Annotated in this window: 14 protein-coding genes; 5 read left to right on the forward strand and 9 right to left on the reverse strand. The window is 39.6% G+C overall.

The window, feature by feature from the left end; genetic code table 11:
- The first annotated feature begins 212 nt into the window (after positions 1 to 212).
- From RR876_RS14730 to RR876_RS14750, 5 genes are all read left to right on the forward strand, one after another.
- Complete coding sequence (locus RR876_RS14730) at positions 213 to 1,241, forward strand: iron-sulfur cluster-binding domain-containing protein (protein ID WP_332477882.1); 1,029 nt, start codon at positions 213 to 215, stop codon at positions 1,239 to 1,241.
- Positions 1,242 to 1,253: 12 nt separating this feature from the next.
- A complete protein-coding gene (locus tag RR876_RS14735; protein ID WP_332477883.1) occupies positions 1,254 to 2,423 on the forward strand; it encodes an acyl-CoA desaturase in 1,170 nt (389 codons plus the stop codon).
- A 477-nt stretch (positions 2,424 to 2,900) separates the two neighbouring features.
- Complete coding sequence (locus tag RR876_RS14740; RefSeq protein WP_332477884.1) at positions 2,901 to 5,000, forward strand: EAL domain-containing protein; 2,100 nt, start codon at positions 2,901 to 2,903, stop codon at positions 4,998 to 5,000.
- A gap of 484 nt (positions 5,001 to 5,484) precedes the next feature.
- A complete protein-coding gene (locus RR876_RS14745) occupies positions 5,485 to 6,546 on the forward strand; it encodes a 3-deoxy-7-phosphoheptulonate synthase (protein ID WP_332481889.1) in 1,062 nt (353 codons plus the stop codon).
- Positions 6,547 to 6,784: 238 nt separating this feature from the next.
- The gene (locus RR876_RS14750) at positions 6,785 to 7,978 is read left to right on the forward strand and encodes a PilT/PilU family type 4a pilus ATPase (protein WP_332477886.1); all 1,194 of its coding nucleotides are present in this window, start codon (positions 6,785 to 6,787) and stop codon (positions 7,976 to 7,978) included.
- A 46-nt stretch (positions 7,979 to 8,024) separates the two neighbouring features.
- Here RR876_RS14750 and RR876_RS14755 read toward each other — a convergent pair whose 3' ends face one another.
- The 9 genes from RR876_RS14755 to sstT form a co-directional block, all read right to left on the reverse strand.
- A complete protein-coding gene (locus RR876_RS14755) occupies positions 8,025 to 9,203 on the reverse strand; it encodes an MFS transporter (protein ID WP_332477887.1) in 1,179 nt (392 codons plus the stop codon).
- 262 nt (positions 9,204 to 9,465) lie between these two features.
- Positions 9,466 to 9,840, reverse strand: a complete 375-nt coding sequence (gene gcvH, locus RR876_RS14760; protein WP_332477888.1) for a glycine cleavage system protein GcvH — start codon at positions 9,838 to 9,840, stop codon at positions 9,466 to 9,468.
- Positions 9,841 to 9,911: 71 nt separating this feature from the next.
- Positions 9,912 to 10,940 carry an AraC family transcriptional regulator gene (locus RR876_RS14765; protein ID WP_004979806.1) on the reverse strand — a complete coding sequence of 343 codons (1,029 nt, stop codon included), beginning with the start codon at positions 10,938 to 10,940 and terminating at the stop codon, positions 9,912 to 9,914.
- Between the two features lie 302 nt (positions 10,941 to 11,242).
- Positions 11,243 to 13,093 (reverse strand): ABC transporter ATP-binding protein, encoded by a 1,851-nt coding sequence (locus RR876_RS14770; protein ID WP_332477889.1) that lies wholly within the window; start codon positions 13,091 to 13,093, stop codon positions 11,243 to 11,245.
- A 238-nt stretch (positions 13,094 to 13,331) separates the two neighbouring features.
- Positions 13,332 to 13,565: a hypothetical protein gene (locus RR876_RS14775; RefSeq protein ID WP_332477890.1), complete on the reverse strand. Its 234-nt coding sequence runs from the start codon at positions 13,563 to 13,565 to the stop codon at positions 13,332 to 13,334.
- A 194-nt stretch (positions 13,566 to 13,759) separates the two neighbouring features.
- On the reverse strand, positions 13,760 to 14,998 hold the full coding sequence (locus tag RR876_RS14780) for a mechanosensitive ion channel domain-containing protein (protein WP_332477891.1): 1,239 nt from the start codon (positions 14,996 to 14,998) through the stop codon (positions 13,760 to 13,762).
- A 267-nt stretch (positions 14,999 to 15,265) separates the two neighbouring features.
- Complete coding sequence (locus RR876_RS14785) at positions 15,266 to 15,802, reverse strand: DUF2058 domain-containing protein (RefSeq protein ID WP_332477892.1); 537 nt, start codon at positions 15,800 to 15,802, stop codon at positions 15,266 to 15,268.
- 20 nt (positions 15,803 to 15,822) lie between these two features.
- Entirely contained in the window at positions 15,823 to 16,491 is a 669-nt protein-coding gene (locus RR876_RS14790; protein WP_332477893.1) for a YoaK family protein, read from the reverse strand.
- Between the two features lie 39 nt (positions 16,492 to 16,530).
- Positions 16,531 to 17,724: a serine/threonine transporter SstT gene (gene sstT, locus RR876_RS14795; RefSeq protein ID WP_332477894.1), complete on the reverse strand. Its 1,194-nt coding sequence runs from the start codon at positions 17,722 to 17,724 to the stop codon at positions 16,531 to 16,533.
- Positions 17,725 to 17,732: the final 8 nt, after the last annotated feature.

The raw sequence follows: 17,732 nt of genomic DNA on the forward strand, positions 1-17,732 counted from the left end.
GTTTAAAAAACCAAGCTTCGGCTTGGTTTTTGTTTTTGGCTTGAAGAAAAGTGAATTGGCAGAACTGTTCATGTTGTTAGACAAAAATGATAAAAAATGTCAATTCGTTAGATTTTGTCCTTTTATGACATAGTCGAAAATAGGTTCTGACCTTATCTTGATGGCTCAATAATGCACACTTGTATAAAAATAAACTAAAGCAGAGGGTGACTATGGGAAAGCATGTTGAATACCGTCCTGAATGGGTACGTGAAGATTTCATCGATTTTTTGGCTGAAAAAGTAAATCCGCTATGGTCATGGAAAAAAGCCAAAGCTCGGATTGTTGCAAAGCATCATTTGTCAGATGACTTCGTGTACATGCAGTTACAGCCAAATCATCATTTTAAAGCAGCCGACTATCAAGCTGGGCAAAGCATTTTAGTGACAGTACTCATTGGTGGTGTACGTTGGCAACGCAGCTATTCAATTGTCGAGATTTTAGAAAATGGCAATCTTGTGATTGCTGTCAGACAACAGGGCAAAGTCTCAAATGGACTCACTCAACAGCCTGTAAAAAGTGTAGTTGAAATTTCCCAAACGCAGGGCGAATTTGTTTTAAAAAGTCAGCCTCACTCTGCACTGATGATTGCCTCGGGAAGTGGTATTACCGCAATTTACGCATTGATTAAGGCTGCATTAAAACGCCCACAAACAGTTTCCAATATCGATCTCATTTACTTTACGCGGGATGATGCCTTTCACGCAGAACTGCAACGTCTGGCCGAACTCTATCCGCAGTTTAAATATCACCATATCAATACACGGACTCATAAACAACATCTGAGCCAAGACGTGCTTAGCCAAAAGGTTGAAGGTTTTGAACAACGTGAATGCTATGCCTGCGGTGCTGCAAATATGATGCAAAGCCTGACAAAAATTTATCAGGCTTTAGACTTAGTTGACCATCTGCATACAGAATACTTTCAAATTGTTGTCGATCACACCCAGAGCGCTCAAGTGGTCACGTTTCAACGTTCGCAGCAACAGTTTCAGGCCCAAAGCAATTTATTAGACAGTGCAGAACAGGCGGGTTTACGTCCCGCACATGGCTGTCGTATGGGCATTTGTAATACTTGTTCATGTACAAAAGTTCAGGGTGTGGTGCGGAATCTGCTCACAGGCGAGCTTGATCAAAACAATAACACACAAATTAAATTATGCATTTCACAAGCTGTCAGTCCTGTTGTGATCAACCTCTAAGAAGGTATAGATATGAATCTTCCCGTTTATTTTAATGAAAGCAGTAAATCCAAATATTTAAGTCCTGCACAAATCGAAGAGTTTGGTTTGAAGGTTGAAGCAATCCGTCGTGAAGTGATGGAAAGTCTCAATGAAAAAGATGCTCAATATATTTACAAAATCCGAAATTTTGTGCGTTATAGCGAAATAAGCGCACGTGCAATGCTTATGTTTGCAGGATGGTTACCTCCAGTATGGCTCTTGGGCACGGGTTTATTGGGGGTATCTAAAATCGTAGAAAATATGGAGCTTGGGCATAATGTCATGCATGGTCAGTTTGACTGGTTAAATGACCCGAGTCTCAACGGGGCAAATTATGACTGGGATACTATGGCCACAGGCCCCGACTGGAAACATACGCATAATTATATCCACCATACTTACACCAATATTGTTGGTATGGACCATGATGTCGGCTATGGCTTAGTCCGTGTGAGCGATGCACAGGTCTGGGAACCTCGCTTTTTGCTGAATCTGCCTTTAGCTGTACAATTGATGGTATTTTTTGAGTGGTATGTTGGTATACAAAATCTGCATATAGAAGATGTAGTGGCCTATAAAACAAAAACTTGGCGCGAAGTTTGGATAGAGTCATATGATTTTAGGCTGAAAATGAAACGCCAAGTGATTAAGGACTATATATTTTTCCCAATCATTGCTGGGCCAAATGCACTGCCAGTCTTTGCAGGAAATGCAGTAGCCAATGTTATTCGTAGTTTATGGGCATCCGCAGTGATTTTTAATGGTCACTTTACTGAAGACGCTGAAAACTTTGAAATGGACAATATCGACAATGAAACACGGGCCGAGTGGTATCTGCGCCAAATTCGAGGCTCAAGTAATTTTAGTGGGACACAGGGCTTGCATATCTTAAGCGGGAACTTGAGTCATCAAATCGAACATCATCTGTTCCCAGACATGCCTGCCAATCGCTATGCACAAGTAGCTCCCAAAATTAAAGCACTGTGTGCAGAGTATGGAATACATTATAATGAAGCGAGCTTTATCAAACAGTTTTCATCTGTTTGGGTGAAATTGGCTAAATACTCGCTGCCAAATGAATGTTATGAAAAGAGCGACCCTACACAGTCTTTTCTGAAACACAATTTGGGTTTATTGAAGAAAAAAATCTTTAAATCATAACTCACAACCATGTACCAGATCAGAAGCCTTATTGGATAATATTGACCAATCAGGCTTCTGCTTTTTTTGCACAAAATTAGGGCGTAAAATGCCTATGAATGATGTCTTTGTGTAAGTCGGATTAAATTTAATCATTATGTGAATAGTCGGTATTTACTTAAAATAAATTATTGTTATTATTGGTTTTTCATTGAAAAAATTTTAGCTTCATTGTGTTGTTCAAATGAATGCTCATTTACTATTGAAAACCGCTCTCTGTTATTTGTCTGATTTGTGTAATAGTTGCAATTTTTCATTGGTATACGCTTATATAAGTTGTATATGATGCATATTGTGATGGTAATCACGCAGCGTCATTATACTTATTATTTACTTTTTGTTTTTTTTATTGTTTTTCATGACTTTGCTTGATTTCTTTTTTAAACAATATGTCTGGTTATGGACTAAACCAGCGAGTTTAAGTTGCAGATAATTATTATGTCTCGAACCCATTCACAGCCTAAAATTAAATCTAAAAATATTGCTTATGATCAACAGGCAGAGAAGAGTTCTACTTCAAAAAAAGACCACCATCTGATTGATACTATTCCTCAGCTTTTTTGGATTCATAATAATGTCTGCAAATATTTAAATTTACCCTTACGCCAGTATGTAGGGGGGATGGATTTATCCGCAGATAGCTTCAATTTAATCGAATATATTCATCCTGAAGATGTGCCAGCATTAGATGAATTTTTGCATCAACCGATAATTGTTGAGCTCACATTTGAAAAAACCTGTCGTATTCGTAATCATCAGGGCCAGTATCATTGGTTCTTAGTCCAAGGTGAAATGGATCGCTCTACGGCGGGATTTCAACTGAGTTGTACTGATATTCATCAGGGCATGAAAATTTATATCGAGTCTTTGGCGCTGTTACGTGCTCATTCGGATATGTTAAATGCCAGCGTAGACTGCATTATTGTGGTTGAGCCAGATGGTACGGTCACCCATATGAATAAATCGGCATGTGTCATGTTATTGGGAAGTGCAGATATTAATGACTTCGGTATGTCTTGGGTTGAACTACTGCCTCCTGCGGTGCGTAAAAAAGCCAAAAAAGCATTGCATGATGCGGGTCAAGGCCAAATTTCCCATTTTAATGGCATTAGTTTATTGAATGAAAAAGTTTATTATTGGGATAATGTTCTGACACCTGTACTTGATGTTAATGGAAAAACCCAAAGTATTTTATGTGTTTCACGTGATATCACATTGCAATATCTGACCGAAAAAAAATTAAAACAAGGCAGTGAACGTGATGAATTAACAGGTTTAAATAACCGACGTGCGTTTAAAGAAAAAATCAGAAAGCTTTATAGTAGTGCGCGAGATAAAAAACAAAAGTTAGCCGTGATGCTGATGGATTTAGACCACTTTAAAACCATTAATGACACACTCGGTTATGCCGCAGGCGACCACCTTTTAAGAATTTTATCAAAACGCTTAAAACAAATTCTAGAAGGCCGTGCTTTCTTGGCACGTCTTGGTGGGGATGAGTTTGGTGTGATTATTCCGCATGTGCAGGATATAGGCGAGCTCAATCAAATTGCCCAGCAGATTTTGCAACAACTCGAGATCCCTATTACATTTTCGGGGAACTACATCAATGGTGGCATGAGCATTGGATGTGGCCTATACCCAGATGATGCCAATGACCTCAGTGAGTTACTCAAGTGTGCCGACACAGCCCTTAATGATGTTAAAGCACAAGGTCGCGGTGGTATGCGCATGTTTGATCAGGATATGTTTAATGCGGTACGTGAACAATCGGAACAACTTAATTGTGCACATCAAATTATCCGTAATGTTGCCATCGAGGCTTTCTTTCAACCGAAAGTCTGTTTAGATTCAGAACGAATTATTGGTTATGAAGCGCTATTACGCTGGCGTGATGATCAAAATAACATTCAAAGCCCTGCACGAATTGCAGCAGCCTTTAATGATTATGAGTTATCCAGCCGTATTGGTGAGATTATGCAGCATCAGGTCTTCAAGCAGATTACTGAATGGCGGGCAAAAGGCTTACAGATTGTACCCATTTCAATTAATGCAGCACCTGTTGAGTTTATGCGTGATAATTTTGCAGAGATCTTTTTAAAACGTCTCAAAGCCTACCGCATCCCCTCAAAATTTGTTGAAATCGAGGTCACTGAATATCATTTGGCTGAACGCGGCTATGAATATGTGGTTCGTGCCTTAAAAAAACTCAAAGCAAATGGTGTGCGAATAGCACTGGATGATTTTGGTACTGGGCATTCTTCTCTTACTCATTTACGTGACTATCCCGTTGATATTATTAAAGTTGACTGCTCTTTTGTGCAACGTTTAAGTGATGATAAATCGATTTATGCCATTGTCGAAGGGTTAGCCAAACTTGGCCCGATTTTATCGATGGATATCGTTGCTGAAGGGATTGAAACTGAAACACAATTGCAGCTTTTAAGAGATATGGGTTGCCATATTGGGCAAGGTTATCTGTTTAGTCCACCTGTTTGTGCTCAGCAGGCAGAAATGCAGTTGCTAAAACTACACTAGGCATGGCTATATTGTTCTCATGAACTCAAATATGATGAGGCAATTGAGCTAAAGGCTAAGACAGCAACTTAAACAGGGTGGAACTGAATTTTTTGTATAAAAAAGTGTTGTAAAAGCAAAAAAATCAGCGTATTTTAAATTTCAGATAACATATTTTTTGAAGATATAAAAATGTTAAAGCAACCTGTAATCTCTAACGCAAATTATTACTTTTGGCAATTTAGATAATTGCCTGAACGCGTTCGGGCATCAAAAGGTTGCCCACCTAGTTAATACCTGATCGGCAACCCTGGTCAGGTTTTTTTATATCTGCTGTTTTAATAAATTTTGGAGTACTTCATGAAAACAACTAACTATTCATACTTTAGCAACTTTTATTGGTTTTACTTTAGTCAATTTATGACTTTAGCCCAGCAATCCATTAGACCCATAACGCTCAAATAAAAGATCGGACTGAAGACCACAGTCCAAAGGATACAAACCAATGAATGCTCTAAATACTGCACTACAAAGTCCTCAAACGACAGTTCAAGAAACACTTTTAAGTTTGCCACAGCAACTCAAAGCACAGTTGCCACTTTCAGCGGCATTAAAACTACAAATTGCTGAACAGCGTCAAACCATTCAAAATATATTAGAAGGCAAAGACCATCGTTTAATGGTCATTACTGGCCCGTGTTCCATTCATGACCCTATTGCGGTTTTAGAATACGCTGAAAAATTAAAACAACTACAAGCCAAAGTTTCAGATCAGATTTTCTTCGTGATGCGTGCTTATATTGAAAAACCACGGACTACAGTGGGTTGGAAAGGTTTTTTATACGATCCTCTACTCGATGGATCCTCCAATATGCAGTTGGGATTAGAGCAGTCTCGAGCATTGTATTTAGCGATTATTGACATGGGCCTACCGATTGCTACAGAAATTTTAAGTCCAATGGCGACTGCTTATTTCGATGATCTGTTGGCATGGGGAGCCATTGGTGCGCGTACCAGCGAGTCGCAGATTCATCGTGAAATTTCGAGTCATATGCCGTTCAGCATTGGTTTCAAAAATGGCACAGATGGTTCAATTCAAATTGCACTGGATGCGATTCAGTCTGCATCAAACCCTCACCAGTTCATGGGAATTGGGCAGCAAGGCATGGCATGTATGCTTCAGTCTCAAGGAAATCCGAAGCCACACTTGATTTTACGTGGTGCAAACTCAGGGCCTAACTATGCTTTAGCAGATATTCGTCATATGCAAGGTAAAGTCAAAGGTGAATTACCTGCTTTGGTGATTGACTGTAGTCATGGGAACAGTAGTAAAAATCCACTTAATCAACCTGATGTACTGCGTAGCATTGTTGCAGAACGCACGCAAAGCAATGTGTGTGGTGTCATGCTTGAAAGTCATTTAGTTGATGGCAATCAGAAAATTTCAGATGACATGGTCTATGGTCAGTCTGTTACCGATGGCTGTTTAGGCTGGGAAAAAACCGAGCAAGTACTTTTAGAGGTTGCTGATACATTACGCAGCCATGCTGTTCAACGGAGTGCTTAATCAACGCAGCCAAAAAGACCTTTCATTGAAAGGTCTTTTTTTTGTGATGTAGTTCAATAAATGAAGATAATAAATTGAAAAATAAGTTAAAAGTTATTTATCAAACGATAAATTAGGTTGAGCTAGAGCATAAACTTATGCAAAATCAGAAGCCTGAAACAACACGATAAAAATTGTATTTTGAATAAAAGAAATGCTTTTTAAAGTCAGCTATTTGTACTAATTTTTAGAGAACACTATGTATTCTGCAGAACTTTTAGAAGAAGCCCGTCGGATGATGTTTCACATGCTCAGCAAAGTGGTTGAGTATGGTGGCTCAGACTTATTTATATCTGCAGACTTTCCGCCAAGTATTAAGCATCAGGGCCTTATGAAGCCATTGGGTCAACAAAACTTGCCATCTGATCAGACCAAACTCTTTGCTTATAGTTTAATGAACGAAAAGCAACGATTGGAGTTCGAAACCGAGCTTGAGTGTAATTTTGCAATTAGCGTTCCCAATGTTTCGCGTTTTCGTGTCAATGTTTTTCAGCAGCAACTGCATGTGGGGATGGTGATTCGTACGATTACCGCGGAAATTCCTAACTTCACCAAGTTACAACTTCCGACGTCTTTAAAAGACGTGATTATGGAAAAACGTGGTTTAGTATTGGTAGTTGGGGGTACAGGGTCGGGTAAATCTACGTCTTTGGCGGCCATGATTGATCATCGAAATGAAAACTCGGCAGGGCACATTATTACGGTTGAAGACCCTGTGGAGTATGTACACAAGCATAAAAAATCGATGATTACTCATCGAGAAGTAGGTGTGGACTGTCACTCTTGGCACAATGCTTTGAAAAATACTTTGCGCCAAGCACCTGATGTCATTTTAATTGGTGAGATTCGTGACACGGAGACTATGGAGCATGCCATAGCTTTTGCAGAAACAGGCCACTTATGCCTAGGCACATTACATGCTAATAATGCAAATCAGGCTTTAGATCGAATTATTAACTTTTTCCCAGACGAACGTCGCAATCAACTTTTGATGGACTTATCTTCCAATATGAAGGCGATTATTTCACAGCGTCTGGTGCGAACTGAAGATGGGCGTGGTCGCCGAGCAGCAGTGGAAATCATGCTCAATACGCCGTTGATGTCAGACTTGATACTTAAAGGGAATTTCCATGAACTCAAAGAAGTGATGTCTAAGTCACGAGAGCTAGGTATGCAGACCTTTGATCAGGCTTTGTTTGATTTATACAATCAAGGTGCAATTGCTTATGAAGAAGCGCTTAGAAATGCAGACTCGGTCAATGAATTACGTCTACAGATTAAATTAAAGAGTAGTCGTGCCAACCCGCAGTTAAATTCAAATAGTGCTTTGTCTTTTGATCAAGCGGTTGCTGAAAAGGCCAAAGAAGCTGAAGAAGAGAAAGACGACGCTTAATTTGTGAGTCCGTATGTTCATTACTATGCGCATACGGACTGATGTGTTAAGCGGTTTTCTTTTTATTCGCGATAAAGGCATAGAAAAATAAACTTAAAATAGTTGTTAGTGCACAGAATAAATAAGTGAAGCTATAACCTTGCTTAGAAATGAGTATACCCAACAATACAGAACCAAGTGCAATACCTAAGTCATACATGGTAAAGAACGTGGAGGTCGCATGGCCAATCCGATGCTTTTCAGCACCTTGAATAGCGAGAGTTTGTAGACAAGGCTGTGCAGAACTAAAACCCATACCAACGCATACAGCCGCAACCAATAAACCTGTCAAAGATTGAATCTGACTGAGAATCATAAGCCCCAAGCTAAATAATATAATTGCTGGGTAAATCACATAGCTTGCACCGCGACGGTCATAAACTTTGCCTGTAATCGGGCGTAGACTCATCATGGAAATTGCAAAGACGATAAAAAACAAGCTCGCGTAGTTCAGCAGATATTTAGACTCTGCATAAGTTGAAATGAACGACATGATACTGGCATAGGAAAAAGAAACGATCATGCCCATAATTGAAATATTCAAGGCTTTAGTTTCAACAAAGTCATGGATACTGAGCTTGCGTTTCACGGTGGGTGTCAATTTTTGAGTGGTCTGCTGAATTGGGATAAAGAAGCAAAACAAGAAACCGAGACAGACACTAAACGCTAAAATCCCTGCGACCATTGGATAGGATGCAGACTGAATCAAGGTTAAACCGAGGAATGGCCCAAGCACAATGCCTAGATTAATGGACATGACAAAATAGCCCATACCTTCGCCTTTACGTTTTTCTGGAATAAACTCATTGACGATAGGTACGGCAACTGTGGTGACGATGCTGAACCAAATACCATGTAGAAAACGAATCAATAACAACAGTTGTAAATTATCGGCAAATAAATAAGCCAAGGAAAATAAACAAAATAGGGCTTCTGCGATAAAAAGCGTTTTCTTATTGCCAAACTTCTCAATAATGAGTCCGCTAAAAGGACGAACTGCGATAGACGATGCCATGAACAAAGTCATGGCTAAGCCTGCTTGTGCAAGGTTTCCTCCCAAATCATTCAAAATATAGATTGGGAGGATTGAGGTCTGTGCAAAGTAAAAGATGAACAAAAACATATTGTTCGCTAAACAAAGAATAAAAGACTTATTCCATAGCGATGATGTATTAAGAGCAGACATGCAGAACCTTTGGTTCGAAGATGAGGCCACAAGGCGTGAACTGTTGCTATTATTTTATGCAGAAGCTAGGTCACGGCTGTGAAATTTTAAACAACCAAATTATAAGATAATGCACGTGAAAAGTATAATTATAGTAATAAATACTGGTTTTTAAGCGAGATGAATATGTAAATATCGAGTTAATTTATCAGAATAAGAGTATAGGTATAAAAAATCAGTCCGCAGACTGATTTTTCTTGAGCAGTAAATATGAATACTAGGCTTATAGACCCGCTTCATAGGCTGTGCTTGAAAGGAGTTGTTCTACATCTGCGATATTGTCTGGTTTGATTTTATAAATCCAACCTTTACCATAAGGGTCATCATTGACGAAGTCAGGATCATCTTCCAGATTGGGATTGATTTCTACTACGGTGCCAGAAACCGGTGCATGAATATCAGAAGCCGTTTTTACAGATTCAACCACACCCGCTTGTTCGCCCGCAGTGATTTGTTGACCAACTTCTGGTGTTTCAACGTAGACTAAATCGCCTAAGGCATCCTGTGCATGGTCTGAAATACCAGTTACAACAAGATCACCTTCAATACGCACCCATTCATGTGTACTTGCATACTTCAATTCTGAAGGATGATTCATGAATAACTCCTTAAAATACAAAAATCATTTTTCGCATGATTTATACATGCTTTTCTATCAAAACAAAAGATCTATAAATACGGATCTTTACGCCAATTACTCGGGCTGCGCCCACTCCAACGCTTAAAGGCTCGGCTGAAATTTGCCACATCACTATATCCCAGTTCATCCGCAATTTGCTCTAAGCTATAGTCTGTACGTGACAAAAGTGACGTGGCATGACGGTAACGTACTTCATCCACAATGGTGGAAAAAGATGTGCTTTCAGCAGCCAGTTGGCGTTTCAGTGTTCGATCAGACATGTGTAAGAGGTCAGCCACATGCTCGATGCTTAAATAGTGTTGTTCTGAGCGCGTTAAAATGTCACGAACACGCATCGATAATCTTCGGCGTTCGCCCATGGCTGAGAGTTCAGCTTCACATTGATTAATGGCTATTTGGCTTGCAAGTGGGTCAGCATTGACCATTTTAAAGCCGAGATAATGCTTATCAAAACTCAAAAGTAAATGTGGTTGATCAAAGCGAACACTATGGTTAGGTAGCTTTGCACGATAGCGATCAAAACCTTCAGGTTCTGGAAAATCGAAATCAATTTCCCCAGCCAGATTTTCAATGCCAGTGAGCGCCTTACTCATAGAAACAATGCCAAAAATAATACTGATCGCAATATCGGTACGCAACGGCTCTATATCGACATCACAGCGTAATTGTAAAGTCGCTTTTTCTCCGAAAGTGGAAAAGAAAAGCTGCAAAAAAGGCATGCGTAGTTGAATAAAACGGTTAGCAAGTACCAAGGCTTCGCCAATATCATGAGTTGTCATAATGGCATAGCCAATGAAGCCATGAATTGAAATACGCATTTGCGTGCCTAGATGGTAGCCAAGCGTGGGCTCACCAGTGAGACGGCTGGCCAACTTCACAAGTTCATTGGCAGTATGAACAGGTATGCGAAAGTCAGGCTCTGCGAGTTGTTCGCTCGTGAGTTGAAAAGGGGAAAATAGGGTCTCTGCGTTATAGCCCCAACGAGACACAACATCTAACAACAATAAACCATAAACACCAGGAATTCCTTGATCTTGGCGAAGTGAAACTGTTTTCATGCGCGATCCATTGCATTTTTCTTTCTTTTCTGACTGAAGTTATATTGGCATGAATATTTCAAATTCATGGAGCATATTGTCCAACAATATGCTCCGAGCCTATATCAATTCAGTATCCTTTTCATTTCTGATTTAGTGGAACGATATTATAAATATCATAAATTTCTGAGCAAAAATATAAGACTCTCGATAAAAATAAAGGCTCAGCAAATGATGCTAAAAATTAAGTGAAATCTTTTAAAATCAGCATGCTAAAATCATTGATGATAATGATCTAAGCGTGCTGAAAATGGAAAGTAAAGTTAGGCTTCTTTCTTTTTAATTGGATGTTGTTCCGTTAAAAATCCACCTGTTTGACGCTGCCAAAGGTGCGCATAGATACCATTTTTTTGAATCAGTTCTTCATGTGTGCCTTGTTCTGCAATACGACCTTCATCAAGCACGATCAAACGATCCATTTGGGCAATGGTTGAAAGACGGTGCGCAATCGCAATCACCGTTTTATCTTGCATTAAGTCATCAAGACTAGATTGAATTGCAGCTTCAACTTCTGAGTCTAGGGCACTGGTGGCTTCATCTAAAATTAAAATCGGTGCATCTTTTAAGAATACACGAGCAATGGCGATACGCTGACGTTGACCACCTGAAAGTTTCACCCCACGTTCACCAACATAGGCTTCATAACCTGATTTACCACGTAAGTCAGTCAGCTGAGGAATAAACTCTTCGGCTTTGGCTTTACGTACAGCAGCATACATCTCTTCATCACTGGCATTTGGACGGCCGTATTTAATATTTTCTGCAACACTACGGTGTAGCAGGGAGGTGTCTTGAGTCACTAAGGCAATATTACGACGTAAGCTGTCTTGGGTGACATCTTCGATATTCTGTCCATCAATTAAAATTTCACCCTGTTTCAATTGATAAAAATGCAGCAATAGTTGAATCAGTGTTGATTTCCCTGCACCCGAGCGACCTACGATCCCAATTTTTTCACCAGCTCGGATGCGTAGGTTTAAATTATCGATGACATTTTTACTGTTGTACGCAAAAGTTACGTCTTTAAACTCAATCACACCTTGTTTAACCTCAAGGTCTTTGGCATTAGGTTTGTCTTGAATGGTGATCGAACGACCGAGAGTTTTCATGCCGTCTTGAATGGTACCGACACTTTCAAAAAGTGCTGAGGTTTGCCACATGATAAATTCTGCGATACTGCTCAGTTTTAAAATCATAGCCGTTGCAGCAGCAATAACACCGAGTTCAACTCGCCCATTCATCCATAACCAAACCGCTGTGCCCAATACGCCCGCATAAAGCACTATGTTTAAAAACAGGATGCCGATTTCATATTTAGCACCTAAACGCATTTGTTTATAAACAGTGACCATGAACTCTTGCATCGAGGATTTGGCATATAAGCTTTCACGTCCTGCATGGGCAAAAAGCTTCACTGTTTGAATATTGGTATAGGCATCAGTAACACGACCAGTCATTACAGCTCGGGCATCAGCCTGTTCATTTGAAACTTTGCTCAAACGTGGGATGAAGTAATATGCTGCGCAGATAAACAACGCCAACCAGACCAGTAAAGGCAATATTAGGAGTGGAGAAATAGCAGCAAGCACTAGATTGACCGTGACAAAATAAATTAGCACATAAGCCAACATGTCACCCAAAATAACCCAAAACTCACGTATTGCTAGTGCAGTTTGCATGACTTTTGCGGAGAGTCGTCCTGCAAAATCATTGTGGAAAAAGTCGAGACTTTGCTTCAGCAGTAAATTATGAAAGCGCCAGCGCAGACGCATGGGAAAAGTGCTAAATAATATTTGATGTTTAATAATCGACTGTAAACTGGCAAATAAAATATTGGCCAATAAAATACAGAATAACAGGACTAAATTTGAACCATGTTCTGCTAAAAATGTTTCTGGCTGGCTTTTACTGAGCCAGTTTACTAAGTCACCAATTTTGGCATAAAACAATGCTTCAAAGCTGGCAGCACCAGCCGTGAATAAAATCAAAATCAGCAAATAGCCACGTACACCTTTAGCGGCCTGCCATACAAACGGAAAGAACGTGGTCGGTAAAGGTTGGTTTAAACCTTCTTCTGGATAGGGATCAACACGTTTTTCAAACCATTTGAACATGAATAAAACCTTCTAAAAATAAGCCATTTATGAGGTAATGACTTGTTTTATAAATAAGTAGAGTTTGAAAATTTTAGCATGAAAAGACTTCAGTGGTCTGTGTAAATTGCGAGAGATTAAACGTGGTTGTAGCAGTATTGATGGCAAGAAATGTAGATGAATAGATATAAAATTCTGATATAGAGAAGAGTGATAAAAGGGAATCCAACCAAATGAATCCCCCAAGATGCTTAAAGCATTAGTTTGCTTGAGCTTCTGAAGCAGGTGCTGCATTTTCAGTTGCAACAGCAGCTTGAGTGGTTTCTACAACTTGAGTTTCTGCTGCAAAAGAAGATGTCGCTGCTACAGCTAAAAGGGCAGTACATAAAGATTTATTTAAAGTATTCATTTTAGAAAGTCTTACAAAGTGAAAAGGAGTGGCTAATTTAATGAAGAGAAAAGGTTGATATTGTGATATTGCGGTATATTTCATGTAAATAATCACGTATTTAATTTACATAATACACAACGTAAATAACACAGTTGTTGAAAAACCAATGTTATGTATTTTCAAAATCTTTATTCTAAAACTAGTAATTTAGACCGTATGTTGAGATGCTTATTCTGCATTTTTAAGACCTTGGTATGCCAAAACTAGGATGGTTTTAGCATACCAAAGTGAAAAAATTACTGGTTTGACAGTGCGATTTGCATGTCATATCCCGATGGTGCTTGGTAAATTTTGAGACCAAATTCGGGAAGAATGGCAATCAAATGATCGAAAATATCCGACTGAATCGCTTCATAATCTTTCCATGCAATTTGATTGCTAAATGCATAAATTTCCAGTGGCAAGCCTTTTTCAGTCGGCTGTAACTGACGTACGATTAAAGACTGATGTTTTGAAATGTTCGGATGCTGATTAAGGTACAGCTCAACATACGCACGGAAGGTTCCAATATTGGTTAAACGTCGCTGATTGCAGGGAGATGTATTGCTCAGTTTTTGATTAAACTCAACCAGCTCTGTACTTTTGTGATCTAGATATTGGTCTAATAATAAAAACTCTTTAAGTTTGCTTTGTTCTGCTTCAGACATAAAGTGAACGCTACTTTGGTCAATATAAAGTGCGCGTTTGATACGACGTACGCCTGCCTGTGACATACCACGCCAGTTTTTAAAAGTATCTGTGACTAATTTGTTGGTTGGAATCGTGGTAAAGGTTTTATCAAAGTTCTGTACGGTGATGGTATGTAATGACATATCAATGACATCACCGTCTGCATTAAGGGATGGCATTTCAATCCAATCTCCAATACGGACCATGTCATAGGATGAAATCTGAACAGAGGCCACCAAAGACAAAATGGTGTTTTGGAAGACTAACATCAGCACTGCTGCCATAGCACCGAAGCCCGCTAGCAAGGTGAAGACATCTTTTTTCAGGAAAGTTCCTAAGATCATCAAACCACAAACGATGAAAATAATCAGTTTGATTAGCTGTAAATAGCCTTTGATGGGTTTATTTCTAGACTTCGGATTGCGTTGATAAACCAAATTGAAGATATTCAGTAATTCACCAATCGCGAGTGCAATGGTTAAGAAAATAAAGGCCTGTGCCGCCATTTGGACAAAGCTGACCATTTTCGCAGACAGGTGAGGAACGGTGACGATACCATTCATAATGACGATTGCTGGGACAATGTTCGCAATTCGACGAATCACGCTATGCTGCGACATAATGTCGTGATTGGCAAATTTTAGCTTAGTGATGAGATGCCGAATACCACGAACGACAACATGCTTGGCAATAATATACGCCAGTATAGCCACTAGAATGAGTATGCAGAATCCTGTCAGCATTTCGATCCACGGATACTGATCCGACCAGTCTTTTAAACTCTGTATAAAATGAAAATTATCCAAAATGCGATCTTCTTTTGATTAAAACACTGTAAATAGTGTAATCAGCTATACGAATTAAGCAAATTGTGTCACTAAGTTTATACATGTTTTCAACGACTTGTTTATTTACTCTCTTAGATTCGGCTTTTAAGTCGTTATTTGGATGTCGTGAAATATAGTTTGTTGATGGTCGGGATGGTGTCAGGTCAGTAGAAGACGGGTGAGTTTGGTTTTTAATCGATTAGGAAAAAAAGAAGCTTCCAATGCGGAAGCTTCTGATGGTTTAAATTACCACATAAGATCATCAGGGATCACGTACGCAGCGTATGGATCTTCCTCATCGGTGACTGCTTCATTTTTCTCTGAGGTATTTACGATAATAAAGCCTTCAAGTTTGGCATTAATACGATCAGCTAAGGCTTTAGGTAAGAAGGCATAGCTTTCATGATCTCGTGCAATCACGAGGCTACCAGCAACCAAGGCATTATAAATTTGTTGATTGATATATTGTTTTTTGATTTTGCCATCATCAATAAATTGATAGGTCACTTCACCATCGGTATCCCGAATTTTATGCTGCGTGATCATTTGAATGATCGTCGCTTTGAGCTCTTTTTCTTGCAATAGCGCTTTCTTTTCAAGCTCAATGGCTTGATCTTTAGCTTGTTTTTGCTGTTTGTCTTGTGCAATTTTTGCCTTTATCTCAGCTTCACTGCTTTGACCTGTTCTTTGCTCATGCACTGCTTGTTTAGAAAGTTTTTTGGCCTTTTTGTTGTCAACTAAACCGGCTTTGAGTAACTGAGCCTGTAATGCATTTTTTACCATAGCGAATTCCACAACTGCGTTTAAAAACGACGATAACGAAAGTAAATGATCCAATATACAACACTAAGGATCAAGCTTAATGCTGTTGGAACTAAAAAAGAATTGAGTTTTAAATAGGGATACATCCAACTTGCACAGAGTCCGCCGATCAAAAAGCCACTTAAAATCAAAAGATGTAAAACCACACGTCGACGCTCAACCACGAGTCCGCGCATACGATAACCAAGCGCTAAACCGAGGTCGGTAAGGACACCCGATAAATGTGTAGTGCGAATGATAGTACCTTTATAGTGGCTCACCATTGCATTTTGCACACCCATCGCGACGCAGGCCCACAGTAAAGCATAGCGTGGAAAATAAGGTAGAAAGAACCAACATAGGAAAATAAAAAAAGCCACTAAACTAAGTGGTACGCCATAGCGGCGTCCCAATCGAAAGTGACTATTTCCCAGAATTACACCGCTATAAAATGAACCGATGACATAGCAGACAGTTACTAATAGCAAATATAAAATGCTTTCGGGTTGCCAATGTACAAGCGACATCGCCAAAACACTTACATTTCCAGTCATATGAGAGACGGACTGGTGTAAAACAGTCACCAGTCCTAAGACATTAATCATTCCTGCATTGACTGCAAGAAAGAATGCCCCCAGTTGAATCCAAAGCGGTAAGTGTTGAAATGGCATAACTTCAAAAAAGAAATAATATACTGATTCTACAATATATTATTTTGAAGCGCGGTCAACTGCTGCGGTAAATAATACGTCAGTGGATGAGTTCAATGCGGTTTCAGTAGAGTCCTGTAGGACGCTAATCACCATACCAATCGCAACAACTTGCATTGAGATATCAGATGAAATACCAAATAGTCCACATGCCACGGGAATCAAAAGTAGAGAACCACCCGCTACACCTGAAGCACCACATGCTGAAATTGTAGCAAGTACTGATAAAATCATCATGGTGGTAAAATCAACATTAATACCCAGTGTATTGACTGTTGCAAGTGTAAGCACCGTAATAGTTACTGATGCACCGGCCATGTTAATGGTTGCACCGAGTGGAATGGCTACACTCGCTGTAGATTCAGACACTCCCAAACGTTTTGCAAGGTCTAAGTTCACAGGAATGTTCGCAGCAGAACTACGCGTGAAGAAAGCAGTGATACCGCTTTCACGTAAACATTGAAATACCAAAGGATACGGATTGCTACGTGTTACTGCGGCAACCATAAGCGGGTTGATGACTAAGGCAACGAAAGCCATTGTACCGAGTAAGACTGCCAATAAATGTGCATAGCTTGCTAATGTACTTAAACCTGTTTCTGCAAACGTTACTGCTACTAGACCGAAAATACCAATAGGCGCAAAGTTAATCACCAAACGAATCACGCTATTTACTGCGTGTGCAGTATCATTTAGTAAGTCTTTGGTTGAGTCTTTTGCATGACGGAACGCAGCACCCAAGGCCACAGCCCACGCTAAAATACCAATGAAGTTTGCTTCACTAATAGCAGTCACAGGGTTAGCAATAAAGCTCAGTAGTAGGTTCTTAAAGATTTCAATCAAGCTACTAGGTGCTTGTAAGTCAGTATTTGCAGGCAAGTTTAAGAACAAAGTACTTGGGAAAATGATGCTGACTGCAACTGCTGCAAAAGCCGCCAGTAACATACCCACTGCATACATGATGATGATGGGACGTAGATTCGCACTATGACCCACTTTAAAATTTGCAATAGAAGCAAGAACCAAGACAAATACAAGTACAGGCGCGACAGATTTTAACGCTTTAATAAATAAGTCGCCTAGCAGGCTCAAATAAGGTGCAACGCCCGGGAAAACGAGGGCAACACCAATACCCAAAATAATGGCAATGATAATTCGAGTAACTAGACTCATTCGCGCTAAAACAGAAAACATAGAGGCGC

Origin of the sequence: Acinetobacter sp., from assembly GCF_036666595.1 — a bacterium.
Lineage (GTDB): Bacteria > Pseudomonadota > Gammaproteobacteria > Pseudomonadales > Moraxellaceae > Acinetobacter.